19 protein-coding genes are annotated in these 22,985 nt (G+C 74.0%); 15 read left to right on the forward strand and 4 right to left on the reverse strand.

The window, feature by feature from the left end:
• Positions 1–9 precede the first annotated feature (9 nt).
• Positions 10–1,368, reverse strand: a complete 1,359-nt coding sequence (locus tag ABZZ38_RS01370) for an SWIM zinc finger family protein (protein WP_356734454.1) — start codon at positions 1,366–1,368, stop codon at positions 10–12.
• Between the two features lie 130 nt (positions 1,369–1,498).
• Here ABZZ38_RS01370 and ABZZ38_RS01375 point away from each other — a divergent pair, with 130 nt between their 5' ends.
• The 8 genes from ABZZ38_RS01375 (at position 1,499) to sucD (ending at position 11,315) form a co-directional block, all read left to right on the forward strand.
• Positions 1,499–1,921 carry an MmpS family transport accessory protein gene (locus ABZZ38_RS01375; protein WP_356734456.1) on the forward strand — a complete coding sequence of 141 codons (423 nt, stop codon included), beginning with the start codon at positions 1,499–1,501 and terminating at the stop codon, positions 1,919–1,921.
• A gap of 113 nt (positions 1,922–2,034) precedes the next feature.
• Positions 2,035–3,201 carry an AAA family ATPase gene (locus tag ABZZ38_RS01380; RefSeq protein ID WP_356734458.1) on the forward strand — a complete coding sequence of 389 codons (1,167 nt, stop codon included), beginning with the start codon at positions 2,035–2,037 and terminating at the stop codon, positions 3,199–3,201.
• Positions 3,198–5,558 carry a DUF5682 family protein gene (locus ABZZ38_RS01385; RefSeq protein WP_356734460.1) on the forward strand — a complete coding sequence of 787 codons (2,361 nt, stop codon included), beginning with the start codon at positions 3,198–3,200 and terminating at the stop codon, positions 5,556–5,558. Before ABZZ38_RS01380 ends, ABZZ38_RS01385 begins: the two co-directional genes overlap by 4 nt.
• Positions 5,555–6,718 (forward strand): VWA domain-containing protein, encoded by a 1,164-nt coding sequence (locus ABZZ38_RS01390; RefSeq protein ID WP_356734462.1) that lies wholly within the window; start codon positions 5,555–5,557, stop codon positions 6,716–6,718. The genes ABZZ38_RS01385 and ABZZ38_RS01390 overlap by 4 nt, the downstream gene beginning before the upstream one ends.
• Before the next feature lie 100 nt (positions 6,719–6,818).
• Positions 6,819–7,850, forward strand: a complete 1,032-nt coding sequence (locus ABZZ38_RS01395) for a hypothetical protein (RefSeq protein ID WP_356734464.1) — start codon at positions 6,819–6,821, stop codon at positions 7,848–7,850.
• A gap of 108 nt (positions 7,851–7,958) precedes the next feature.
• Complete coding sequence (locus ABZZ38_RS01400) at positions 7,959–8,918, forward strand: hypothetical protein (protein WP_356734466.1); 960 nt, start codon at positions 7,959–7,961, stop codon at positions 8,916–8,918.
• 313 nt (positions 8,919–9,231) lie between these two features.
• Positions 9,232–10,410: an ADP-forming succinate--CoA ligase subunit beta gene (sucC, locus tag ABZZ38_RS01405; RefSeq protein ID WP_356734468.1), complete on the forward strand. Its 1,179-nt coding sequence runs from the start codon at positions 9,232–9,234 to the stop codon at positions 10,408–10,410.
• A 20-nt stretch (positions 10,411–10,430) separates the two neighbouring features.
• Complete coding sequence (sucD, locus tag ABZZ38_RS01410) at positions 10,431–11,315, forward strand: succinate--CoA ligase subunit alpha (RefSeq protein WP_356734470.1); 885 nt, start codon at positions 10,431–10,433, stop codon at positions 11,313–11,315.
• Between the two features lie 88 nt (positions 11,316–11,403).
• Here sucD and ABZZ38_RS01415 read toward each other — a convergent pair whose 3' ends face one another.
• Positions 11,404–12,813: a helix-turn-helix domain-containing protein gene (locus tag ABZZ38_RS01415; RefSeq protein ID WP_356734472.1), complete on the reverse strand. Its 1,410-nt coding sequence runs from the start codon at positions 12,811–12,813 to the stop codon at positions 11,404–11,406.
• Between the two features lie 116 nt (positions 12,814–12,929).
• Here ABZZ38_RS01415 and ABZZ38_RS01420 point away from each other — a divergent pair, with 116 nt between their 5' ends.
• Positions 12,930–14,552, forward strand: coding sequence for a DUF6350 family protein (locus ABZZ38_RS01420; RefSeq protein WP_356734474.1), 1,623 nt, complete (start codon positions 12,930–12,932; stop codon positions 14,550–14,552).
• Positions 14,553–14,587: 35 nt separating this feature from the next.
• On the opposite strand, the gene ABZZ38_RS01425 is transcribed toward ABZZ38_RS01420, so the two are convergent.
• A complete protein-coding gene (locus ABZZ38_RS01425; RefSeq protein ID WP_356734476.1) occupies positions 14,588–15,337 on the reverse strand; it encodes a hypothetical protein in 750 nt (249 codons plus the stop codon).
• Between the two features lie 230 nt (positions 15,338–15,567).
• Here ABZZ38_RS01425 and purN point away from each other — a divergent pair, with 230 nt between their 5' ends.
• Entirely contained in the window at positions 15,568–16,185 is a 618-nt protein-coding gene (purN, locus tag ABZZ38_RS01430; RefSeq protein ID WP_356734478.1) for a phosphoribosylglycinamide formyltransferase, read from the forward strand.
• Positions 16,172–17,725, forward strand: a complete 1,554-nt coding sequence (gene purH / locus ABZZ38_RS01435) for a bifunctional phosphoribosylaminoimidazolecarboxamide formyltransferase/IMP cyclohydrolase (protein WP_356734480.1) — start codon at positions 16,172–16,174, stop codon at positions 17,723–17,725. The genes purN and purH overlap by 14 nt, the downstream gene beginning before the upstream one ends.
• 132 nt (positions 17,726–17,857) lie before the next feature.
• On the opposite strand, the gene ABZZ38_RS01440 is transcribed toward purH, so the two are convergent.
• Positions 17,858–18,433 carry a hypothetical protein gene (locus ABZZ38_RS01440; RefSeq protein WP_356734482.1) on the reverse strand — a complete coding sequence of 192 codons (576 nt, stop codon included), beginning with the start codon at positions 18,431–18,433 and terminating at the stop codon, positions 17,858–17,860.
• A 247-nt stretch (positions 18,434–18,680) separates the two neighbouring features.
• On the opposite strand from ABZZ38_RS01440, the gene ABZZ38_RS01445 reads away from it, so the two are divergent.
• The 4 genes from ABZZ38_RS01445 to ABZZ38_RS01460 all read left to right on the forward strand — a co-directional run bounded on the left by ABZZ38_RS01445 (position 18,681) and on the right by ABZZ38_RS01460 (position 22,946).
• The gene (locus ABZZ38_RS01445) at positions 18,681–19,547 is read left to right on the forward strand and encodes a bifunctional methylenetetrahydrofolate dehydrogenase/methenyltetrahydrofolate cyclohydrolase (RefSeq protein ID WP_356734484.1); all 867 of its coding nucleotides are present in this window, start codon (positions 18,681–18,683) and stop codon (positions 19,545–19,547) included.
• 23 nt (positions 19,548–19,570) lie between these two features.
• Positions 19,571–20,347 (forward strand): DUF3017 domain-containing protein, encoded by a 777-nt coding sequence (locus ABZZ38_RS01450; protein WP_356734486.1) that lies wholly within the window; start codon positions 19,571–19,573, stop codon positions 20,345–20,347.
• A gap of 334 nt (positions 20,348–20,681) precedes the next feature.
• The gene (locus ABZZ38_RS01455; RefSeq protein WP_356734488.1) at positions 20,682–21,665 is read left to right on the forward strand and encodes a DUF2690 domain-containing protein; all 984 of its coding nucleotides are present in this window, start codon (positions 20,682–20,684) and stop codon (positions 21,663–21,665) included.
• 291 nt (positions 21,666–21,956) lie between these two features.
• The gene (locus tag ABZZ38_RS01460) at positions 21,957–22,946 is read left to right on the forward strand and encodes a malate dehydrogenase (RefSeq protein WP_356734490.1); all 990 of its coding nucleotides are present in this window, start codon (positions 21,957–21,959) and stop codon (positions 22,944–22,946) included.
• Positions 22,947–22,985: the final 39 nt, after the last annotated feature.

Consider the following 22,985-nt stretch of genomic DNA (forward strand, 5'->3'; position numbering starts at 1 on the left):
CTCCGTGCGTCAGGTGAGCTGAACCGTCTCGGGTGTCTGGGCCGACCAGGCCGTGAGCGGGGTGACACCGCGGTGCCCGCACTCGCCGAAGACGGTGACCGGTCCGCCGCCGGACAGGGCGACCAGTCGCCACAGCCCGGCCCGGGCCGGCGTGGCCGGGGCCACGGGCAGCGCGGACCGGCCGTCGGCCGAGGCCAGTTGCCAGCCGCCGTCCGGCAACGGCACCGGTATGACGTCGGTCAGCGTCACCGGCCACGCGTCCAGCCACGGGTCCTCGCGCAGGGCGAGCCCGTACGCGGTCAGCGCGTCGGCCACGGTCCCGCCGGGCGGTGGGCCCTCGGCCGGGACCGGCGGCGAGAACTGCTCGCCCAGCTCCGCGCGCAGCTGTCCCGCGCCCGTGTGCGGTGTCAGCCGCGCGTCGATGACCACGCCCACGGGCAGCGCCACCTGCGGTGCCCGCCCGGCCGCCCCGAAGGACAGCAGCAGCGCCGTCCGCCCGCTGCCGTGCCCGTACAACCAGACGCGGCGCGTGGTCAGCCTGCCGTCCGACGTGTCGTACCGCGCGAGCACCGTCCAGCGGTCGCGCACCGCCGGCCCGTCGGCGGGGGCGGTCAGTCCGACGCGGGTACGGACCGTCGCGGCCAGCGGCTCCGGCAGCCGCTCGATGTTCAGCCACGCCCGGTCGAGGAGGTGTGTCAGCGCGCACTCCTCCAGCAGCCGCACCGGCCAGCCGGGCCCCGACGCCGGTATCGCGCCCAGCTCCCTGACCCGGCCCGCCAGCCCGGGCGCCTGCGCGTCGACCATCCGGGCCGCCGTCTCCTCCCACAGGCCGTACCCCGATTGTTCGGCGGAGGCCAGCCCGCCGCGCACCAGGTCGGCAAGGCGCTGCTCCAACTCCCGCGCGCCCGCGGTGATCCGCGCGGACCTGCGCTCCGCCCGGCGCCGCGCCGCCTGCGGGTCACCGGTCCTCGCGGCCCCTCCGGCCCCCTCCCCTTCGCCTTCACCGGCGGCCCGTGCGCTCCGCCCCGCCAGCCACTGCCCGGCCCAGTCCGGCACATCGGCCTCACCGGTGGCGGGTACGGCCCGCTCGTCCGACGCCCAGAGCAGCAGCAGCCCCAGCGCGTGCTTGCACGGGAACTTCCGGCTCGGGCAACTGCACGTGTACGCCGGGCCGGTGATGTCCACGACCGTCTGGTACGGCCTGCTCCCACTGCCCTTGCACCGGCCCCAGACGGCCCCCCCGCCGCTGCCGCCGGTGTCCGACCACGTCCCCGGCGTGCCGAGTCTGCTCGCCGCCTTGCGTGAGGCATCGTCAGGAGCCAGAGCCAGCACCTGTTCCGCCGTCCAGCGCACCCCCTGCTGATTCATGGGAACGACGGTACGACCCACCACTGACAATCGCTCTGACCTGCTATTTCGCTGGAAGGGCAAGGAGTTGACTTTGCTCTCCTTTTACTGTTCTCTGCGCTTGTTCAGTCCATTCGCCCGGGGGGTACGCATGAACCGCATCAGCCGCACCGTCGTCTCGACGCTCATCGCCGGCGGGCTCGCGCTCGGTCTCGGCGCCTGCTCGCAGGTCGCGGACGAGGCGACCAAGCAGGTCGACAAGGCCGTGAACGAGGAGTACGAGGTCACGTACGAGGTCAGCGGCAAGGGCATCGACTCCATCCAGTTCAACGCCGGCGGCGGTGACGCGACCAACCCGAAGATCGAGTCGGTCGACAACCCGACGCTGCCGTGGAAGAAGACGGTGAAGCTGCGCGGTATCGAGGCCCCGCTGGTCACGCCGGTGGCCGTCGACGTCAACGGCGCCGAGATCACCTGCAAGATCACGCACGAGGGCAAGGTCCTCGACGAGAAGACCGGCAAGGGCGTCGCCGCCGCGGCCGGCTGCAACGCGCTCTCGCCGATCGCCGGCTGAGTCCCGCCCGACGTCGGCCGTTTCCGCTTCTCACCCGCGGAGACGGCCGATTGTCAGTGGCATGGTGCACGGTTGGTTCCACACCCGGTCGAACACGATCTGGAGGGGGATCCATGACCGTGCCCGAAACCACCGAAGCCACCCGAGCCACCGGCTCCGCCGGCGACATCGCGCCCGTCGCGCCCGCCGCGTCCACCGGCACAGAGGCCCTGCGGCCGCATGCCGAGGACGCGTTCGCCGACGAGCTCACGGCGCTCGCGGCGGCCGACGACCGGCCGCGCCCCGCCCGCTGGCGGCTCTCGCCGTGGGCCGTCGCCACCTATCTGCTCGGCGGCACCCTCGCCGACGGCACCGTCATCACACCGAAGTACGTCGGGCCGCGCCGCATCGTCGAGGTCGCCGTCACCACGCTGGCCACCGACCGCGCCCTGCTCCTCCTCGGCGTCCCCGGCACCGCCAAGACGTGGGTGTCCGAACACCTCGCCGCGGCCGTGAGCGGTGACTCCACCCTGCTCGTGCAGGGCACGGCCGGCACCCCCGAGGAGGCCATCCGGTACGGCTGGAACTACGCGCGGCTTCTCGCCCACGGGCCCAGCCGGGACGCGCTGGTGCCCAGCCCGGTGATGCGGGCCATGGCCGACGGCATGACCGCCCGGGTCGAGGAGCTCACCCGCATCCCGGCCGACGTGCAGGACACGCTGATCACGATCCTGTCCGAGAAGACCCTGCCCATCCCGGAGCTGGGACAGGAGGTGCAGGCGGTGCGGGGGTTCAACCTGATCGCCACCGCCAACGACCGCGACCGCGGCGTCAACGACCTGTCCAGCGCCCTGCGCCGCCGCTTCAACACCGTCGTCCTCCCCCTGCCCGCGACACCGGACGCCGAGGTGGACATCGTCTCGCGGCGCGTCGACCAGATAGGGCGCTCGCTCGACCTGCCCGCCACGCCCGAGGGCATCGACGAGATCCGCCGGGTCGTCACCGTCTTCCGCGAACTGCGCGACGGCGTCACCACCGACGGCCGCACCAAGCTCAAGTCCCCCTCGGGGACGCTCTCCACGGCCGAGGCGATCTCCGTCGTCACCAACGGCCTCGCCCTGGCCGCCCACTTCGGTGACGGAGTGCTGCGGCCCGGTGACGTGGCCGCCGGCATCCTCGGCGCGGTCGTCCGCGACCCGGCGGCCGACCGTGTCATCTGGCAGGAGTACCTCGAAACGGTCGTCCGCGAGCGCGACGGCTGGAAGGACTTCTACCGCGCGTGCCGGGAGGTGTCGGCATGACGGGACGCGAAGGGCCCCTGCTGCTCGGCGTACGCCACCACGGCCCCGGATCGGCCCGCGCGGTGAGGGCCGCGCTCGACGCCGCCAAGCCCCCGGCCGTACTGATCGAGGGGCCGCCCGAGGCGGACGCGCTGCTGCCGCTCGCCGCCGACGAGCGGATGCGCCCGCCCGTCGCCCTCCTCGCCCACGCCGTGGACGATCCGGGACGCGCAGCGTTCTGGCCGCTGGCGGAGTTCTCGCCGGAGTGGGTCGCCCTGCGCTGGGCGCTCGACCACGGCGCCGCCGTCCGCCTCATCGACCTGCCCGCCACCCACTCGCTGGCCATGGCATCCGATCCCACCTGGGGCGACGGTGAGGAGGACGAGGTCGACGGCGTACGGATCGACCCCATCGCCGTGCTCGCCGGGACCGCCGGATACGACGACCCCGAGCGGTGGTGGGAGGACGTCGTCGAACACCGGACGGCCGTGGTCTCGGCGCGCCACGGCCCACCGGGCGACACCGCGGGCACCGACCCGGTCGCCGTGTTCGACGGGCTCGCGGAGGCCATGACCGCCCTGCGCGAGGCGTACGGGCACGGCGGACACCGCCGTGACCCGATCCGCGAGGCGTACATGCGGCTCCAACTGCGGGCCGCGCGCAAGACGTACGGAGACGGCGTGGCCGTCGTCTGCGGGGCCTGGCACGTCCCCGCACTCGCTGCGAAGTCCACCGCCACCGCCGACCGGGCCCTCCTCAAGGGCCTCCCCAAGGTCAAGGCCGACATCACCTGGGTGCCCTGGACGCACCGCCGCCTCGCCCGGCGCACCGGCTACGGCGCGGGCATCGACTCACCCGGCTGGTACGGGCACCTGTTCGCCGCACCGGACCGGCCCGTCGAGCGCTGGATGACCAGGATCGCCGGGCTGCTGCGCGCGGAGGACCGCATCGTCTCCTCCGCGCACGTGATCGAGGCCGTACGGCTCGCCGCGACCCTCGCCGCCATGCGGGGCCGCCCCCTCGCGGGGCTGACCGAGACGATGGACGCCGTGCGGGCGGTCATGTGCGACGGCTCCGACGTACCGCTCGACCTCATCAGGGACCGGCTCATCGTCGGCGATGTGCTCGGTGAGGTGCCGGACAGCGCTCCCGCCGTGCCCCTTCAGCGCGACCTGACCCGACTTCAGCGCACCCTGCGCCTCAAGCCGGAGGCGTTCGCCCGCGAACTGGACCTGGACCTGCGCAAGGAGACCGACGCGGCCCGCAGCCGACTGCTCCACCGCCTGCGGCTGCTCGGCGTCGACTGGGGGGAGCCGGCCGCCGGGCGCACCGGCACCGGCACGTTCCGGGAGAGCTGGCGGCTGCGCTGGCAGCCGGAACTGCACGTGCGGATCGCCGAGGCCGGGGTCTGGGGCACCACCGTGCTCGCCGCCGCAACCGCCAAGGCCGAGTCGCGGGCCGTGTCCGCGACCACGCTCGCCGAGGTCACCGCCCTCGCCGAGCGGTGCCTGCTGGCCGCCCTGCCCGACGCGCTGCCGGTGGTGATGAAGGCGCTCGCCGACCGCGCCGCGCTCGACGCGGACGTCGGCCACCTCGCCCAGGCGCTGCCCGCACTGGCCCGCTCCCTGCGGTACGGCGACGTACGGTCCACGGACACCGCCGCCCTGGGCGAGGTGGCGACCGGTCTGGCCCTGCGCATATGCGTGGGCCTGCCGCCCGCCTGCACGGGGCTCGACGCGGACGGCGCCGCCGAGATGCGCGGCCACCTCGACGGCGTCCACAGCGCCGTCCGGCTCCTTCCGGACGCCGACGAGGTAACCGCCCGGTGGGCCGCCGTCCTGCGCGGGCTGGCCGGCCGGGACAGCACCCCGGGCGTGCTCCGCGGCCGGGCCTCCCGGCTCCTGCTGGACGACGGGCGGCTCCCCGAGGACGAGGCCGCCCGGCTGATGGGCCTCGCGCTCTCGCCCGGCACCCCGCCCGCCGACGCGGCGGCCTGGATCGAGGGGTTCGTCGGTGGTGGCCCGGGAGCCTCCGGCTCCTCCGGCGACGGCATGCTGCTCGTCCACGACGAGCGGCTCCTCGCCCTGGTCGACGCCTGGCTGACCGGCGTCCCCGCGGACGCGTTCACCGACGTACTGCCGCTGCTGCGCCGCACGTTCGCCGCGTACGAGCCGGGTGTACGGCGCACGCTGGGGGAGCTCGTGCGGCGCGGCCCGTCGGCGGGCGTCCCGGGGGCGGGTGGCGGCGGGGAGCCCGGCGCGCCCGGCTTCGGGCCGGGGCTCGACGAGGCGCGGGCGGACGCGGTGGTGCCGCTGGTGCGGCTGCTGCTCGGGACGCGGGACGAGGACGACGACAACCTGGTGGGGGCGGGGCGATGAGCGAGCGCGACGACGAGCGGCTGCGGCGCTGGCGGCTGGTGCTCGGCGGGGGAGCGGCCGACGGCACCGGCCGCGCCCTCGACGGCACCGATGCCGCGATGGACGGCGCCCTGGGCGCCCTGTACGGCGAGAGCGGGGGCCGGGGGCGGGCCGGGCGGGACCGCGCGGCGGGCCTCGGGGCGTCGGCACCGTCCGTCGCCCGCTGGCTCGGTGACATCCGGACGTACTTCCCGAGCTCCGTCGTCCAGGTCATGCAGCGCGACGCGATCGACCGCCTCGGCCTGTCGACGCTGCTGCTGGAGCCGGAGATGCTCGAGGCGGTCGAGGCGGACGTCCACCTCGTCGGCACGCTCCTGTCGCTCAACAAGGCGATGCCCGAGACGACCAAGGAGACGGCACGGGCCGTCGTGCGCAAGGTCGTCGATGACCTGGAGAAGCGGCTCGCCTCCCGCACCCGCGCCACGCTGACCGGCGCCCTCGACCGCAGCGCGCGCGTCAGCCGGCCGCGCCACCACGACATCGACTGGAACCGGACGATCCGGACGAACCTGAAGAACTACCTGCCGGAGTACGGCACCGTGGTGCCCGAACGGCTCATCGGGTACGGCCGCGCCTCGCAGTCCGTGAAGAAGGACGTGGTGCTGTGCGTCGACCAGTCCGGGTCGATGGCGGCGTCCGTGGTGTACGCCTCCGTCTTCGGCGCGGTGCTGGCGTCGATGCGGTCCATCGCCACCCGGCTCGTCGTCTTCGACACCGCCGTCGTCGACCTCACCGACCAGCTCGACGACCCCGTCGACGTCCTCTTCGGCACCCAGCTGGGCGGCGGCACGGACATCAACCGGGCACTGGCGTACTGCCAGTCGCGGATCACCCGCCCCGCCGACACCGTCGTCGTCCTGATCAGCGACCTCTACGAGGGCGGCATACGCGACGAGATGCTCAAGCGGGTGGCGGCGATGAAGGCGTCGGGCGTGCAGTTCGTGGCACTGCTCGCGCTGTCCGACGAGGGGGCGCCGGCGTACGACCGCGACCACGCGGCGGCGCTCGCGGCGCTCGGCGCGCCGGCGTTCGCCTGCACCCCCGACCACTTCCCGGAGGTGATGGCGGCCGCGATCGAGAAACGACCACTGCCCATACCGGACATGGTGACCCATCAGTAACGCGCGACTTGCGCAACCCCCGGAGGCTCGTGCAAGCATCAGCCCGCCGTACGCGGCGTTCGAACGTCGAACGCAGCGATCTGGGAGGACTCCGCACACCGTGACCGCCGCAGCAGTTGCCCGGCCTGGTGCCGCCTTGCGCAGGATGCGCGAAGCGGCCCGGCGGCATGCGCCGCGGCACCACGCGCCGCACCCCCGGGCACTGGGCGTCGCCCTGTTCCTGGGCGGCCTGCTGGCCCTCGGTATCCTGTGCGGCGGCCAGGCGTACGCCGCCGAGCGCACGGACCCGGCCGAACGGACGGCCCCGGCGGTCACCGCCGAGCGGCTCGGGGGCACCGCGGGTGACACGCTCGCCGACCCGGCCGCCGCCCCCGCCGCCCCTCGGCTGCGCGGTGTCACCGACACCGGCCCGCACACCGGCGCTCCCGTCACGAGACCGGCAACCGGACCGGCAACCGTGCGGGACGTCGCCGAACCGCTCCACGAGACGGCCGGCACCACCGCCGGCGGCGTCACCGACGAGGTACGCCGGGTCGCCGGAGAGCTCCCGGCGCCGGCGGGGCTCCCGGGCGAACTGCCGGGCCGAGCTCCCACGACGCCCGGGCTGCCCGCCACGCCTCAGGTCCCCGCGCCGCCCGCGCCGCCCGCTCTGCCGCGGCCCGCGGCGACCGGGACGGCCGGAACCGACGACCCGACCGGCCACGGCGCCGGCGCGCACAACACCGGCGCGCACAACACCGGCGCGCACAACACCGGCGCCCTCGGCACCGGCGCGCGGACGGACGGTGCCGCGGAGGCGGACGCCGCTCAGCCGCGTATCGCCGTCGCCGCCGTCGCCGCGTGGCCGTACGCCCACGAGGGCTCCGGCTTCGACCGTACGGACGACGCGTTCCGCCCGGCCGTCGCGCTTCCCGTGTCACCGCCCGCGGCCCCCGAGCCGTGCGGTGGCGGTGCGTGCCGTCACTCCGCGGCGGGTGCCGGTGACAGCGGTTCGCAGCGCTCGGCGGGCGATCAGTGCGCCGTCGCCTCCGCGGCGGTCCCGCATCCCGCACCGGTACGCGGCGCCGGGCTGCCCGCGACCGCCGCGCCCACCCACGACCGACCGCACGACGTCCTCGAATTCCCCGGCTAGGGCAGTCCTTCCCCCGCTCATGACCTGCCGCGCGGGGGCGGGACAGGTCTGCCCGCCGTCACCACTCAGGTGAACCACACACGTGAATTCGAAGGATCTGACGCACGCATGAACAAGAACATCCGCCGTTCCATAGCCGTCGCCGCCACCGCCACCGGCATGTGGGCGATCGGCACGGCCGCCGCGAGCGCTACCGAGGTGCACGTCTCGGTGCCGCTGTCGACGCCCGACAAGGTCGTCGACGCGGTCGAGGACACGGCCCACGACACGGTCTCCGACGTGACGCAGGACGCCCGGAAGGCCACCCAGGATGTCGCGCGGGAGGTCACGCAGGACGTCACCGCCGACGCGGCCACCGTCACGGGCCAGGCGCAGAGCACCGTTCAGGGCACCGCCCAGCACACCGTCCAGGGCGTCACGCAGGACGCCCAGGCCGATGTCCGGTACGTCCAGGGCGTCGCCGCCCCGGCCGTGGACACCGCCACGCAGACCGCCGGGGACGAGGTCGACTACCTCTTCGGCCCGCTCTCCGCCTTCGCGCACGACCTCCACGGCGACCCGGCCGGCACCGCGGCCCCGGTCGTGCACGGCGTCGCCCAGGACGTCCTGCCGCCCCTCGCCGCCCGGGCCGTCGCCGGAGTCCTCCCGGTCGCCGGCCAGGCCGCCGGTGACGCCGGGTACCTCGCCCAGGGCGTCGTCTCCGACGTCCAGCCCTTCGCGCACGGCGTGGTCTCCGACGTCCAGCCGCTGGCGTACGGCGTGACGGGTGAGGTGCAGCCGTTCGCGCACGGGGTCACCGGCGCCGTGCAGCCGCTCGTCCAGGCCGTCGTGGACCAGGTCGAGCCGGTCGCCCAGGGCGTCGGCGGCAGCGCCACCGGTCTGGCGCACGGCGTGACGGGTGAGGTGCAGCCGTTCGCGTACGGGGTGACGGGCGACGCGCAGTCGTTCGGGCAGGCCGTGGCGTCCCACCTCACCGGCGATGTCCAGCCGCTGACCACCAACGCCGTCACCGGCGTCCAGGGCACGGTCGGCGCGGTCACCCCGGATTACCTGCCTTACGGCGGCTGACCGGTCACGCACCGGTCACGCCGGTGCGCCATACCTCGGTACGAAATCCGTAGCTACGGGCGGTCTCACATCCGGTGGGGCCGCCCGTTTGAGGTCCGTGTCTGTGACAGGTATCACCGCTCCGGTGTGATCTGTGATTTAGGGACCCAGCTCTCCCGGGGATAACCTGCGAGACGGACATGCCGCGTCCACGGACACCGTGTACGCCTCCCTTGTGACAGCGCAGTCACGTTGCCCTCCGCCCGTCTGACGGGCGCGCGGCACGCCCACGCAGACAACGCAACCGCGATCACCAGAAAAGGGACGGACGCGCGTGGACCTGTTCGAGTACCAGGCGAGGGACCTCTTCGCCAAGCACGGTGTACCGGTGCTGGCCGGTGAAGTCATCGACACGCCTGAGGCGGCGCGCGAGGCGACCGAGCGACTGGGCGGCCGTTCGGTCGTCAAGGCGCAGGTCAAGGTCGGCGGCCGTGGCAAGGCCGGCGGTGTCAAGCTGGCCGCCACCCCGGACGAGGCCGTCGCCCGCGCGACGGACATCCTCGGCATGGACATCAAGGGCCACACGGTCCACAAGGTGATGATCGCCGAGACCGCGCCCGAGATCGCCGAGGAGTACTACGTCTCGTACCTCCTCGACCGCACCAACCGCACCTTCCTGGCCATGGCGTCCGTCGAGGGCGGCATGGACATCGAGGAGGTCGCGGCCACCAAGCCCGAGGCCCTGGCGAAGATCCCCGTCGACGCCAACGAGGGTGTCACCGAGGCGAAGGCCCGCGAGATCGTCGAGGCCGCGAAGTTCCCGGCCGAGGTCAAGGACCAGGTCGCCGAGATCCTCGTGACCCTGTGGAAGACCTTCGTCGCCGAGGACGCCCTCCTCGTCGAGGTCAACCCGCTGGCCAAGGTCGCCGACGGCCGCGTCATCGCCCTCGACGGCAAGGTGTCCCTGGACGCCAACGCCGACTTCCGCCACCCCGACCACGAGGCGCTGGAGGACAAGGCCGCAGCCAACCCGCTCGAGGCTGCCGCCAAGGCCAAGAACCTCAACTACGTCAAGCTGGACGGCGAGGTCGGCATCATCGGCAACGGCGCCGGCCTGGTCATGTCGACCCTGGACGTCGTCGCGTACGCCGGTGAGGCGCACGGTGGTGTCAAGCCCGCCAACTTCCTCGACATCGGTGGCGGTGCCTCCGCCGAGGTCATGGCGAACGGCCTCGAGATCATCCTCGGGGACCCGGACGTCAAGTCCGTCTTCGTCAACGTCTTCGGCGGCATCACCGCCTGCGACGAGGTCGCCAACGGCATCGTCCAGGCCCTGAACCTGCTGTCCTCGCGCGGCGAAGAGGTCACCAAGCCGCTGGTCGTGCGCCTCGACGGCAACAACGCGGAGCTGGGTCGCAAGATCCTGTCCGACGCCAACCACCCGCTCGTGCAGCGCGTGGACACCATGGACGGCGCGGCCGACAAGGCCGCCGAGCTCGCGGCTGCGAAGTAAGGGACGAGGTCAGAAACACCATGGCTATCTTCCTGACCAAGGAATCCAAGGTCATCGTCCAGGGCATGACCGGTGCCACGGGCATGAAGCACACCAAGCTCATGCTGGGCGACGGCACCAACATCGTCGGTGGCGTGAACCCCCGCAAGGCGGGCACGTCCGTCGACTTCGACGGCACCGAGGTACCCGTCTTCGGCTCCGTCAAGGAGGCGATGGAGAAGACGGGCGCCGACGTCTCCGTCCTCTTCGTACCGCCGGCCTTCGCCAAGTCCGCCGTCGTCGAGGCCATCGACGCCGAGATCCCGCTGGCCGTCGTCATCACCGAGGGCATCGCGGTCCACGACTCCGCCGCCTTCTACGCGTACGCGGTCGAGAAGGGCAACAAGACCCGGATCATCGGCCCGAACTGCCCCGGCCTCATCACGCCGGGCCAGTCCAACGCCGGCATCATCCCGGGCGACATCACCAAGCCCGGCAAGATCGGTCTGGTGTCCAAGTCGGGCACGCTGACCTACCAGATGATGTACGAGCTGCGCGACATCGGCTTCTCCTCTGCCGTCGGCATCGGTGGCGACCCGGTCATCGGCACCACCCACATCGACGCGCTCGCGGCCTTCGAGGCCGACCCCGAGACCGAGCTGATCGTGATGATCGGTGAGATCGGTGGCGACGCGGAGGAGCGGGCCGCCGACTTCATCGCCAAGAACGTCACCAAGCCGGTCGTCGGCTACGTCGCGGGCTTCACCGCCCCCGAGGGCAAGACGATGGGCCACGCCGGTGCGATCGTGTCCGGTTCGTCCGGCACCGCGCAGGCGAAGAAGGAGGCCCTCGAGGCCGCGGGCGTCAAGGTCGGCAAGACGCCGACCGAGACGGCCAAGCTGGCGCGCGCGATCCTCGCGGGCTGATCGGCTTCCCGAAGCAGCCGCACAGGCGGATGGGCCCGCCCCCGGATTCACGTCCGGGGGCGGGCCCATCGGCGTCCGCGCGGGCCGCTCAGCGGGTGTCGGGTACGAGGCGCGGCGGGCCGGTGAACGGCTTGGACCGCAGGGTGTCGCGCAGCGCCTCGTCCTGGGCGGTCAGCCGCTGCGGGCCGCTCAGGACCGGTACGCCGCCGATCGCCTCGCCCGGCGCGAGCGGCGGCTCGTACCGGGTCGGCGCGGTCGACAGCGTGAACGCGGTCGCCCCGACGATGACCGTCGTCAGCGCGATGGCCGCCCTGGTCAGGAACCTGGCGCGGCGCTCGCTGCCGGTGCGGACGGTACGGGCCGTGGCCAGCACCATCGTCGGGCCCCTGGCGAGCAGCTCCGCCAGCCGCTCGTGCAGCGCGGCCGGGTCGGTCAGCTCCGGGAGCCGTTCGGTGACGGCCGCGCGGGCGTGCATGACACGGCCGGCGGCGGCGGGGGTGGACGCCTCCAGTTCGGCGGCGGTCTCCGGCAGGTCGATGCCGAGGCCGTCGTACAGCAGCAGCGCGCGGCGATGCGGTGGTGGCAGGTCCAGCACGGCACCGCGCAGGGCCTGAGCGGCGCGTTCGGTCGTCGGCGGGTCGGGGTGCCGGTGGGAGGGGCGCAGCCGGTGCCAGGGCGACAGGGCGTACTCGTGTGCCGCCGCCCGCACCCACCCGGCGGGGTCGCGGTCGACGGCGACCTGCGGCCAGCATTCCCAGGCCCGGTGGAAGGCGTACTCGACCGCCTCACGGGCCAGCCGGCGCCGCCCGGTGAGCAGATAGGCCTGCTGGACGAGGGCGGGGGCGACGCACGTGTACAGGGCGTCGAACGCGTCGGTGGCGGTCTCGGGTCTTCCGGGCTTCCTGGGGCCGGGGGCGGCGCTGGGGCCGACGGTGGCGTTGGGGGCGGGGGTGCCTGTGGTGCTGGTGGTGCCCTCGGTGTCCTGGGGGGCGGTCTCCTGGGCGGCCTCGGTGCGGCTTTCGGGGCTGCTCTCGGCGTCGCCTTCGGCGCTGCCCTCGTTGCTCTCGGCGCTCCCGCTGCTCCCGGTGCGCTCGATGACGTCGCCATTGCCGCCGCTGTCGCCGGTGTCGGCGCTCCCGGCGCTCGGGGCGTCCTCCGGCGCCTGCGGTGCCTGTTCCTGCGTGTCGGGAGCGGGGGCGGGAGCGGGGGCGGGGCCCTGGGGGGTCTTCGCGCGTGGCCGGGGCCTGCCCTTCGGCCCCTTGGGCGCGGTCTTCTGCGTCGACTTCGGCGGTGCGGCGTTCAGCAGCTTGACGTACGCCTCGCGCTTGCGCCCCCGCGGGCTCGCGCGCCCCGTCTCCCAGGAGCGCACGGTCGCCCGGGTCACCCCGAGTACCTCCGCGACCTGGCTCTCGCTCAACGCTCTCGCCTCGCGCAGTCGCCGCCGCTCCTTGGGTGAGGGAAGCGGCGGCGCGGAGCGGGTGGTCGTGCTCTGGGTCATGGGCTGTCCCCCGCGGCGCTGCACTCGACGAAAAAGTACATAACCGTATATTGAGCGACACAGCCGGTATTCGCCTGTTACGCAGAGAAAGCGCGTGTCGTTGGCAGCATGGCGCCGTGACTCACGCGACTGCCATGACCACCAGGTTCATCGCGTGCTGCGTGCGCGGCGCGCTCGCCGCGGGCCTCGGGCTGGGTTCCGTCACCGTCGTCGTCATGGTGATGTGGATCGCTTCCCCGTATCCGGACCGGGGTCCGGAGGGAGCCCTGCGCGTCGCCGCCGGCGTCTGGCTGCTGGCCCACGGCACGGAGCTGCTGCGCCCCGGCCCGACGCCCGGGGCGTCCCCGGTGCCGCTCGGCGTCGTCCCGCTGCTGCTCATCGCCCTGCCGGCCTGGCTGACGTACCGCACCGCACGCGACGCGCCCCCCGACCCGTCACCGGACGCGTCCCCCGCCCCGTCACCGGACACCGCGGGCAGCGGCAGCGTCGTCGGCGGGGTGACCGTGGGGTACGCGGTCGTCGGCGCCGGGGCGGTGGCGTACGCGCTCGGCGGTCCCCTCGCCCCCCAGCCGCTCAGCGCGGCGCTCCACCTGCCGCTCGTCGTCGCGCTCGCGGCGGCGGCCGGGGCGTGGACGGCGAACGGCCGCCCGGCCGGGCCACTGCCGGAGTGGCTGCCGGAGTGGCTGCCGGAGCGGCTCCGGGTGGAGTCGGCCCGCTCCCGGACGGGCGTCGCGGCGCGCGCGGCGGGGGCCGCCCTCGCCACGCTCCTGGCCGGGGGAGCGCTGCTGGTGGCGGTCTCACTGGCGTGGCACGGGGGCGCGGTGCGGCAGGCGTTCCTCGGGCTGTCCGGCGCCTGGCCGGGGCGCGCCGCGGTCCTGCTGCTGGCGCTCGCGCTGGTGCCGAACGCGGTGGTGTGGGGCGCGTCCTACGGGCTCGGCCCGGGCTTCTCCCTCGGTACGGGGGCGGTGGCCACCCCGTTCGCGGTGGCGGGCGACCCGGCGGTGCCGGTCTTCCCGCTGCTCGCCGCGGTTCCGGCGGGCGGGCGTGGCGATTGGCCGACCTGGGCGGCGCTGGGGGTGCCCGTGGTGGCGGGGGCGGTCGTCGCGTGGTTCGCCGGGCGGGCGAAGGCTCTGGGGGGCGCGGGTGAGACGGCGCTGACCGCGTGTGCGGCGGCGGTGCTGTGCGGGGTGGGCGCCGGGGCGCTGGCGGCTGCCGCGGGCGGCCCGCTGGGGGTGGGGCGGCTGACGGAGTTCGGGCCGGTGTGGTGGCGTACGGGTGCGGCGGCCCTGGCGTGGACCGCGGTGGTGGGCGTGCCGGGGGCGCTGGCGCTGCGGGCGTGGCGGCTGCGCGGTACGCCCGCGGTCGCGGTGCCGCAACCCGCCCCGGAGCCGGTCGCGGCGGGACTGGTGGGCCCGGCCGGTCCGGCCGCTCCGGCGGTCCCGTTCGGGCCCGTGGGGCCGGTTCCCGGGTGGAGCGTCGAGCCGCTGGACCTGGGGGAGCCGGCCGAGCCGGGGCGGTCCGTGGACGACGGGGCGGCCTTCGATCCGTACGACGCGCTGCCGGCGACCTGGGAGGCCGCGGCGCCCTCCGGGGCGACCGGGCCGGGTGGCTTTCCCCCCGCCCCGTCCGTCCCGCCCACGCCGCCCCTCCCGCCCGTCCCGCCGCTCCCGGCCTTCCCGGAGCCGCCCGACGCCGCGCCCCGCACCTCCGGCGACCCGAAGCCGGCCTCCGCCGACTGAGGCGCGCGCACGGAGGTGGCGGTCAGGCCGGCCCCCTACTCCTGGACGCCGAACACGCCGCGCAGCGGGGCCGGGAGCAGTTCGTTGCAGGAGAGCTGGCCCGTCTTCGTCAGGGCGTCGTCCACGCACGTGTAGTAGTCCCGGTAGACCAGCTGGACCGAGAACGTCGCCGCCACGATCACCAGCGCCAGCCCCGCCGTCACCAGACCGCTCACCGCCGCCGTGCGCTGCGGGCGGGCGTTCGCCGGCGCCGCGTTCACCGGCGCGGTGCCCGCCGGCGGGGTGTTCGCCGAGGCGTTCGCCGGAGCGGTGGCGGCCGTCGCGGCCCCGTCGCGCGGCGCGGAGGGCTTGGCGCGCAGCGAACTGATGCCCCAGTACAGCGCCAGGGCGCCCAGGAGAAGGGCGATCTCCGGGAAGTCGAAGATCGCGAAGAAGAAGCCCCACATGCCCGACAGCAGCGCGTAGCGGGCGCGCCGCTGGGCCGGGTCGGTCGGGTCCCAGCGCAGGCCGGGGCCCTGCTGGTCGCCCTTGCCGGGGCCCTGCTGCTCCCCGCCGGGGCGGGTGCCGAAGGGGCCGGAGGAGCGCCCCGGCTGCTTCGGGCTCCACTGGCTGCCCCAGGCCGGGCGCTCCCGGCCCGGGGAGCCCGAGTCCGGGGACCCGGGGGAGTCGTCGTCGCCGTTCTCGGGGCGGCGCGGCTGCCACGGCTGGTCCGGCCGTCCCTCGGGCGGCGGGGCGAACGGATTGTTCTCGTCCGTGGACTCCGTGGACTGGCGGCGGTCCGGCATCTGGTGAACGTCTTCCCCTCAGACCCGTGTGCGTGCGGGGGTCTTGTGTCGTCGTGTCCGTCCGTCGGGGACGGCTCCGTCCCCAGACGCTACCCCCCGGCTCCGCCCCCGTCCCGTGGGGGCGGTTCGGTGTGCCGGTATCGTTGCTGACGGTCGGCTCCTTCGTAGAGTTCCCCGTATCGAGGGGCGCGATTCGTTCGTAGGACCACACAAGCAAGGAGTCTCCCCCCGTGGCTGCCGCCCGCCTCGTCGTCCTGGTCTCCGGATCGGGGACGAACCTGCAAGCTCTGCTCGACGCCATCGGTGACGATCCGGAAGGCTTCGGCGCGCGGGTCGTCGCCGTCGGTGCCGACCGTGACAACATCGCCGGGCTGGAGCGGGCCGAGCGTGCCGGGCTGCCCACCTTCGTGCGCAAGGTCAAGGACTACGCCACCCGCGACGAGTGGGACCGCGCGCTCACCGAGGCGACGGCCGCGTACGAGCCGGACCTCGTCGTCTCGGCCGGGTTCATGAAGATCGTCGGCAAGGAGTTCCTGGCGCGCTTCGGCGGGCGGACCGTGAACACGCACCCGGCCCTGCTGCCCAGTTTTCCCGGTGCCCACGGAGTGCGGGACGCGCTGGCGTACGGCGCGAAGGTCACCGGATGCACCGTCCACTTCGTCGACGACGGCGTCGACACCGGCCCGATCATCGCCCAGGGCGTGGTCGAGGTGCGGGACGAGGACGACGAAGCCGCTCTCCATGAGCGCATCAAGGAAGTCGAGCGCACGCTGCTCGTCGAGGTCGTGGGGCGCCTGGCCCGACACGGCTACCGCATTGAGGGACGAAAGGTTCATGTCGGTGAATAAGCCCATCCGTCGCGCGTTGATCAGTGTCTACGACAAGACGGGGCTGGAGGAGCTCGCCCGCGGGCTGCACGAGGGCGGCGTCGAGCTGGTCTCCACCGGCTCCACCGCCGCGAGGATCGCCGCCGCCGGGGTCCCGGTCACCAAGGTCGAGGAGCTCACCGGCTTCCCCGAGTGCCTGGACGGCCGCGTCAAGACGCTGCACCCGCGCGTGCACGCGGGAATCCTCGCCGACCTGCGGCTCGACGCGCACCGCGAGCAGCTCGCCGAGCTGGGCGTGGAGCCGTTCGAGCTGGTCGTCGTGAACCTGTACCCGTTCCGGGAGACGGTCGCCTCCGGCGCCACCCCCGACGAGTGCGTCGAGCAGATCGACATCGGCGGCCCGTCGATGGTCCGCGCCGCCGCCAAGAACCACCCCTCGGTCGCCGTCGTCACCTCCCCGGCCCGGTACGGCGACGTCCTCGACGCGGTCGGGGCGGGCGGCTTCGACCTGACCGCCCGCAAGCGCCTGGCCGCCGAGGCGTTCCGGCACACCGCCGCGTACGACGTCGCCGTCGCGTCCTGGTTCGCGGACGACTACGCCGCGGCCGACGAGAGCGGCTTCCCGGACTTCCTCGGCACCACCTACACGCGCCAGAACGTCCTGCGCTACGGCGAGAACCCGCATCAGGGCGCCGCGCTCTACGTCGACGGCACGGGCGGCCTCGCCGAGGCCGAGCAGCTGCACGGCAAGGAGATGTCGTACAACAACTACACGGACACCGACGCCGCGCGCCGGGCCGCGTACGACCACACCGAGCCCTGCGTCGCGATCATCAAGCACGCCAACCCGTGCGGCATCGCGATCGGCGCCGACGTCGCCGAGGCGCACCGCAAGGCGCACGCCTGCGACCCGCTGTCCGCCTTCGGCGGTGTGATCGCCGTCAACCGCCCGGTGTCGGTGGCGATGGCCGAGCAGGTCGCGGAGATCTTCACCGAGGTCATCGTCGCCCCCGACTACGAGGACGGCGCGGTCGAGGTCCTGGCCCGCAAGAAGAACATCCGCGTCCTGCGCGCCCCCGGCGCCCCCTCCGCCCCGGTCGAGGTCAAGCCGGTCGACGGCGGCGCGCTGCTCCAGGTCACCGACCGCCTCCAGGCGGACGGTGACGACCCGGCCGGCTGGACCCTCGCCACCGGTGAGGCGCTGTCCGGGGCGGAGCTCGCCGAGCTGGCCTTCGCCTGGCGGGCCTGCCGCGCCGTCAAGTCCAACGCCATCCTGCTCGCCAAGGACGGCGCGAGCGTCGGCGTCGGCATGGGCCAGGTCAACCGGGTCGACTCCGCCAAGCTGGCCGTCGAGCGCGCCGGCGAGGAGCGGGCGCGCGGCTCGTACGCCGCGTCCGACGCGTTCTTCCCGTTCCCCGACGGTCTGGAGATCCTCACCGCGGCCGGCGTCAAGGCCGTGGTGCAGCCGGGCGGTTCGGTCCGCGACGAGCTGGTCGTCGAGGCGGCGAAGAAGGCGGGCGTGACGATGTACTTCACCGGCACGCGCCACTTCTTCCACTGACGGCTGACGGCTGACGACTGACGGCGGCTGACGACGAAACGGCTGCGGCCCCACCGCTCACCGGCGGTGGGGCCGCAGCCGTTTCGCGTACGCGAGGGCTACCCGAGGGCTACCCGAGGGCTACCCGGGGGCTCAGTGGCGCGGGCGCTTGAACCAGGCGGTGCCGTCCTGCTTCGCGACGAAGACGATGATCAGGATGAGCAGCACGATGTGGACGATGCTGAGCGGGAAGAACGGGTAGATGCTCAGCAGCAGACCGATCGACGCGTAGACGATGATGCCGATGCGGGCGCCGCTGCCGCCCTTGCCGCACTGCAGCGCCAGCGCGATGGACGCGACCAGGTAGACGATGGCCAGCGCGATGAGCGCGTAGAGCACGCCGGAGGAGAAGTCCGCGAAGGCGTCGAAGCCCTCGGTCTGCAGTTCCGGGTCCTCCTTGAGCTTGCTGACGGCGGCCACGCCCAGGCCGAGCAGGACGATGCCCACCACCTGGAGACCGGCGATCACCCACATCATGACGCGGGCGGCCTTGACGCCACCCGGCATCTCCTGCGGGCCGGCCGGGTAGCCGCTGTAGGGCTGGACGGGCGGCGCCTGCGGGTAGCCGTAGCCCGGCTGCTGGCCCTGCTGCTGCGGGTAGCCGTAGCCCGGCTGCTGCTGGCCGCCCTGGGGCTGCCCGTAGGGGTTGTTCGGGTCGCCGAAACTCATGGCTTGTTCCTCCGTTGGTGGTGCGGGGACGACGCGGTCCGCGCGGAGGAACTTTCACATGTATGCAAGCGGTTTGGCCCCCCGGCACTGCCCGCGGCACTGCGCGGCTCATCGTGGTCGTATCGTCGACTTTTTGTCCAGTCGGATTCCCTATGCGTTGTGCAAGTGCAACCTGGGGTGACGCGTGTCGCACCGCCCGGTGCCCGCGAATTGGAACAGGGGAGGGGTCATCCGCGAGGATGGGCCCATGACCGCCCAGATTCTCGATGGCAAGGCCACCGCAGCCGCGATCAAGTCCGACCTGACCGCCCGCGTGGCGGCCCTGAAGGCCAAGGGCGTCACGCCCGGCCTCGGCACCATCCTGGTCGGTGACGACCCCGGCAGCCAGAAGTACGTCGCGGGCAAGCACCGCGACTGCGCCGAGGTCGGCATCGCCTCCATCCAGCGCGAACTGCCCGCCACCGCCACGCAGGACGAGATCGAGGCGGTCGTGCGCGAACTGAACGAGGACCCCGCCTGCACGGGCTACATCGTGCAGCTGCCGCTGCCCAAGGGCATCGACGAGAACCGCATCCTGGAGCTGATGGACCCGGCCAAGGACGCGGACGGCCTGCACCCGATGAACCTCGGGCGCCTCGTCCTCAACGAGCCCGCCCCCCTGCCCTGCACGCCGAACGGCATCATCACGCTGCTGCGCGCGCACGGTGTCGAGATCGGCGGCGCGGAGGTCGTGGTCGTCGGCCGGGGCACGACCATCGGGCGCCCGATGCCGCTGCTGCTCACCCGCAAGTCCGAGAACGCCACGGTCACCCAGTGCCACACGGGTACGCGGGACCTCGCCGCGCATCTGCGGCGCGCGGACATCATCGTGGCCGCGGCGGGCGTGCCGCACCTGATCAAGCCCGAGGACGTCAAGCCGGGCGCCGCCGTGCTGGACGTGGGCGTCAGCCGCGACGAGAGCGGCAAGATCGTCGGCGACGTCCACCCGGGCGTCAACGAGGTGGCCGGCTGGCGCGCCCCGAACCCGGGCGGCGTGGGCCCGATGACCCGCGCGCAGCTGCTGGTCAACGTCGTCGAGGCGGCCGAGCGCGCCGTCGGCGCCACCGCGAGCTGAGCCGGACCGGAAAGGGCGACCCCATGGGCGTACGGGCGGACGACGACCCGCTGACCACGACGAACGCGGGCGGCGCGACCGACGCCGACGGCACGCGCGTCGACGGCACGCGCGCCGTCGACGAGGGTGCCCCTGATGAGGGTGCCCGTGCGGCGGACGGTGACCCGTCGGGTCCCCCGGAGGACGCCGCCGAGCCGTCGGGCGGTGCCGCGCCCACCCACGAGGGCGCACCCGCCGACGCACCCGCCCGCGAGGACGCGTCCGGGCCGGAGCCCGCGCCCTCCGCCGGGGCAACCGCGCCCGCCCCGCCCGCCGTTCCCGCCGACCCCGTCGCGCGCGCCGCGGCCGGGCATGCGCGGGCCTCGTCCGGACGGAGCGCCGGCGGCGACGACCGGACCACGCGCACCTCCCGGCGCCCGCCCACCGTGACCCGGGACACCGCGCGCCCCGAGGGTGGCGGCCGGGCCGCGCCCGGGGACGCGCCCGCCCCCGCCCGCCAGTGGCCGCTGCTGACCGTCCTCGGGATCGTCGCCCTCGGGCTGGTCGTCGTCGGGATCGATCCCTTCCCGCAGGCGTCCCGCATCGGCGTCATCCTCATCGGTGTCGCCCTGCTCACGGGCGCCACCCTGCGCCGCGTCGTACCGTCCGTGGGAATGCTCGCCGTACGGTCCCGGTTCACCGACATGCTCACGTACGGCCTGCTCGGCGTGGTCATCGTGCTGCTCGCGCTGATGACCCAGCCCAATCCCTGGCTGGAGATCCCGTTCCTGGAGAAGGCCGTCCGGTTCGCGGTGCGGTAGAGGAAGCCGGCGGGGGGAACGCGGTGGCGGCGACCGTCCCCTCCCCCGAGCAGGACGGGCGCCACCACCTGCGTAAAGAGTCATGCACGCGCCAAGGGCGATCAAGGCATGTCCGTTCCCTGTAGCGCGGAAGTGACCATTCCGGCATGGTGTGATCGGCCCGCAACGGATGTGCGCCGCGGTGGTGTTCAGCCGGGCCCGGCGCGAGGGGCGCGTCCCTGTCCCGATCCCGCCCGTGCGCCCCCGCCCGAGGAGCTGAGATCCTGACGACGCGCGTCCCCGGGGGAAGGGGGCGGCGCGGGGGCAGGCACACACGGGGGACGAGGGGGAGGCAATGCCTCGTTGGAAGGCGTTACCGGACGAGCTCGACCCGCAGGTCAAGGAGTTCGCGGAGCAACTGCGCCGGCTGGTCGACCGCAGCGGACTGAGCATCACCGCGGTCGCGGACCGCACCGGGTACAACAAGACGTCCTGGGAGCGCTTTCTCAGCGGTCGGCTCCTCGCGCCCAAGGGGGCGATCGTCGCGCTCGCCGAGGTGACCGGGACGAACCCGGTGCACCTCACCACCATGTGGGAGCTCGCGGAACGCGCCTGGAACCGCGCGTCCACGTCCCGCGCGGCGCTCCCGGGCCGGGGCGCAGGCGGCCGGGGCGCCGCTCGTCCACCGGTCATCCCGCCCGACGGCGGACCGAACGGCCCCGCCCCCCGGGGCCCGCGCCAGGGCCCGGGAGCGCCGCCGTCCCCGGCCGCCGCCCTCCCGCCGCCCGTACCGCAACGGCAGGCGCCACCCCGTGGCAGGCGCAGGGCCACCCTGTTCGTCGCGGGCGTCGTCGGCGCGCTGCTGGTGGTCGCCGCGGCCGTCCTGCTCACCGACCCCACCGGTCTCACCGACTTCGGCGGGGGCGGTGGCGGGGGCGGCGGGGCCGTGGCGCAGTCGCCGGCCGCCGCGCCTTCCACCAGCGCCCCGCAGGGACTACCCGCGGGCGTGAGGTGCAGCGGCGCGGACTGCGACGGCCGGGACCCGGAAGCCATGGGCTGCGGCGGCCCGTACGCCACGACCGTCTCCTCCGCGACCGTCGGCACCGCCACGGTCGAAGTGCGGTACAGCGAGACGTGCGGCGCCGTCTGGGCCCGCATCACGCGGGCCGCCGCCGGGGACACCGTCCGGATAACGTCCGGCGCCGCGACCCGGGACGGCGCGGTGCAGACCGACGAGGACGCCTACACCCCGATGCTCCCCGCGCCCACCGCCGCGGGCGCCGCGAGGGCGTGCGCCACGCTGACGTCGGGCACCGAGGGCTGCACCACGCCGAACTGACGCCGCGCCGGCCCGCCCCACGGCGCCGCACCCCACGCCCCCGCACCCCACGGCGCCGCACCCCACGCCCCCGCACCCCACGCCCCCGCGCCCGCGCCGCAGTGGGGAACCGTGGCGCGCGCGGGCGCCGGGGGCAGTGAGGCGCGACACAAGGGGGCGGGGGTTCGTGGGGGGCCGGGTCGGATAGCCTGACCGCGGATATCTCTTCACGTCGAGACACCGATCGATCACAGGGGATGTCCAGCACCAGGGGCAGGGACCCCCACCGCCAGCTGTCTTACGGAGATCGCCATGACCCGCACTCCCGTGAATGTCACCGTGACCGGCGCGGCCGGCCAGATCGGTTACGCGCTGCTCTTCCGCATCGCCTCCGGCCACCTGCTCGGCGCGGACGTGCCGGTCAAGCTCCGCCTCCTGGAGATCCCGCAGGGTCTCAAGGCCGCCGAGGGCACCGCCATGGAGCTCGACGACTGCGCGTTCCCGCTGCTGCGCGGCATCGAGATCACCGACGACCCGAATGTCGCCTTCGACGGCGCCAACGTCGCCCTCCTCGTCGGCGCCCGCCCCCGTACCAAGGGCATGGAGCGCGGCGACCTGCTGGAGGCCAACGGCGGCATCTTCAAGCCGCAGGGCAAGGCCATCAACGACAACGCCGCGGACGACATCAAGGTCCTCGTCGTCGGCAACCCGGCCAACACCAACGCGCTCATCGCCCAGGCCGCCGCGCCGGACGTACCGGCCGAGCGCTTCACCGCGATGACCCGCCTCGACCACAACCGCGCGATCTCGCAGCTCGCGAAGAAGACCGGCGCTCCGGTCACCGACATCAAGCGCCTCACCATCTGGGGCAACCACTCGGCGACCCAGTACCCGGACATCTTCCACGCGGAGATCGCGGGCAAGAACGCCGCCGAGGTCGTGGACGACCAGCAGTGGCTGGCCGACACCTTCATCCCGACCGTCGCCAAGCGCGGTGCCGCGATCATCGAGGCGCGGGGCGCGTCCTCGGCCGCCTCCGCCGCCAACGCCGCGATCGACCACGTCCACACCTGGGTGAACGGCACCGCCGAGGGCGACTGGACCTCCATGGGCATCCCGTCGGACGGCTCCTACGGCGTGCCGGAGGGCCTCATCTCGTCCTTCCCGGTCACCTGCAAGGACGGCAAGTACGAGATCGTCCAGGGCCTGGACATCAACGAGTTCTCGCGTACGCGCATCGACGCGTCGGTGCAGGAGCTCGCCGAGGAGCGCGACGCGGTCCGCGGTCTCGGCCTGATCTGACCCCCACCCGATCTGCCCGTACGGCGTACGGCGTACGGC

Origin of the sequence: Streptomyces sp. NPDC006368 (assembly GCF_040612535.1) — a bacterium.
In the GTDB taxonomy this organism is placed as follows: Bacteria; Actinomycetota; Actinomycetes; order Streptomycetales; family Streptomycetaceae; genus Streptomyces.

What these genes read in the sequence shown, in the direction of transcription:
- ABZZ38_RS01455 (WP_356734488.1), top strand. Translation starts at nt 20,682, where the DNA reads ATGCCTCGTTGGAAGGCGTTACCGGACGAGCTCGACCCGCAGGTCAAG.
- ABZZ38_RS01425 (WP_356734476.1), bottom strand. Translation starts at nt 15,337, where the DNA reads ATGCCGGACCGCCGCCAGTCCACGGAGTCCACGGACGAGAACAATCCG.
- ABZZ38_RS01415 (WP_356734472.1), bottom strand. Translation starts at nt 12,813, where the DNA reads ATGACCCAGAGCACGACCACCCGCTCCGCGCCGCCGCTTCCCTCACCC.
- sucD (WP_356734470.1), top strand. Translation starts at nt 10,431, where the DNA reads ATGGCTATCTTCCTGACCAAGGAATCCAAGGTCATCGTCCAGGGCATG.
- purH (WP_356734480.1), top strand. Translation starts at nt 16,172, where the DNA reads ATGTCGGTGAATAAGCCCATCCGTCGCGCGTTGATCAGTGTCTACGAC.
- ABZZ38_RS01385 (WP_356734460.1), top strand. Translation starts at nt 3,198, where the DNA reads ATGACGGGACGCGAAGGGCCCCTGCTGCTCGGCGTACGCCACCACGGC.
- ABZZ38_RS01380 (WP_356734458.1), top strand. Translation starts at nt 2,035, where the DNA reads ATGACCGTGCCCGAAACCACCGAAGCCACCCGAGCCACCGGCTCCGCC.
- ABZZ38_RS01390 (WP_356734462.1), top strand. Translation starts at nt 5,555, where the DNA reads ATGAGCGAGCGCGACGACGAGCGGCTGCGGCGCTGGCGGCTGGTGCTC.
- ABZZ38_RS01375 (WP_356734456.1), top strand. Translation starts at nt 1,499, where the DNA reads ATGAACCGCATCAGCCGCACCGTCGTCTCGACGCTCATCGCCGGCGGG.
- ABZZ38_RS01445 (WP_356734484.1), top strand. Translation starts at nt 18,681, where the DNA reads ATGACCGCCCAGATTCTCGATGGCAAGGCCACCGCAGCCGCGATCAAG.
- ABZZ38_RS01460 (WP_356734490.1), top strand. Translation starts at nt 21,957, where the DNA reads ATGACCCGCACTCCCGTGAATGTCACCGTGACCGGCGCGGCCGGCCAG.
- ABZZ38_RS01440 (WP_356734482.1), bottom strand. Translation starts at nt 18,433, where the DNA reads ATGAGTTTCGGCGACCCGAACAACCCCTACGGGCAGCCCCAGGGCGGC.
- ABZZ38_RS01450 (WP_356734486.1), top strand. Translation starts at nt 19,571, where the DNA reads ATGGGCGTACGGGCGGACGACGACCCGCTGACCACGACGAACGCGGGC.
- ABZZ38_RS01370 (WP_356734454.1), bottom strand. Translation starts at nt 1,368, where the DNA reads ATGAATCAGCAGGGGGTGCGCTGGACGGCGGAACAGGTGCTGGCTCTG.
- ABZZ38_RS01400 (WP_356734466.1), top strand. Translation starts at nt 7,959, where the DNA reads ATGAACAAGAACATCCGCCGTTCCATAGCCGTCGCCGCCACCGCCACC.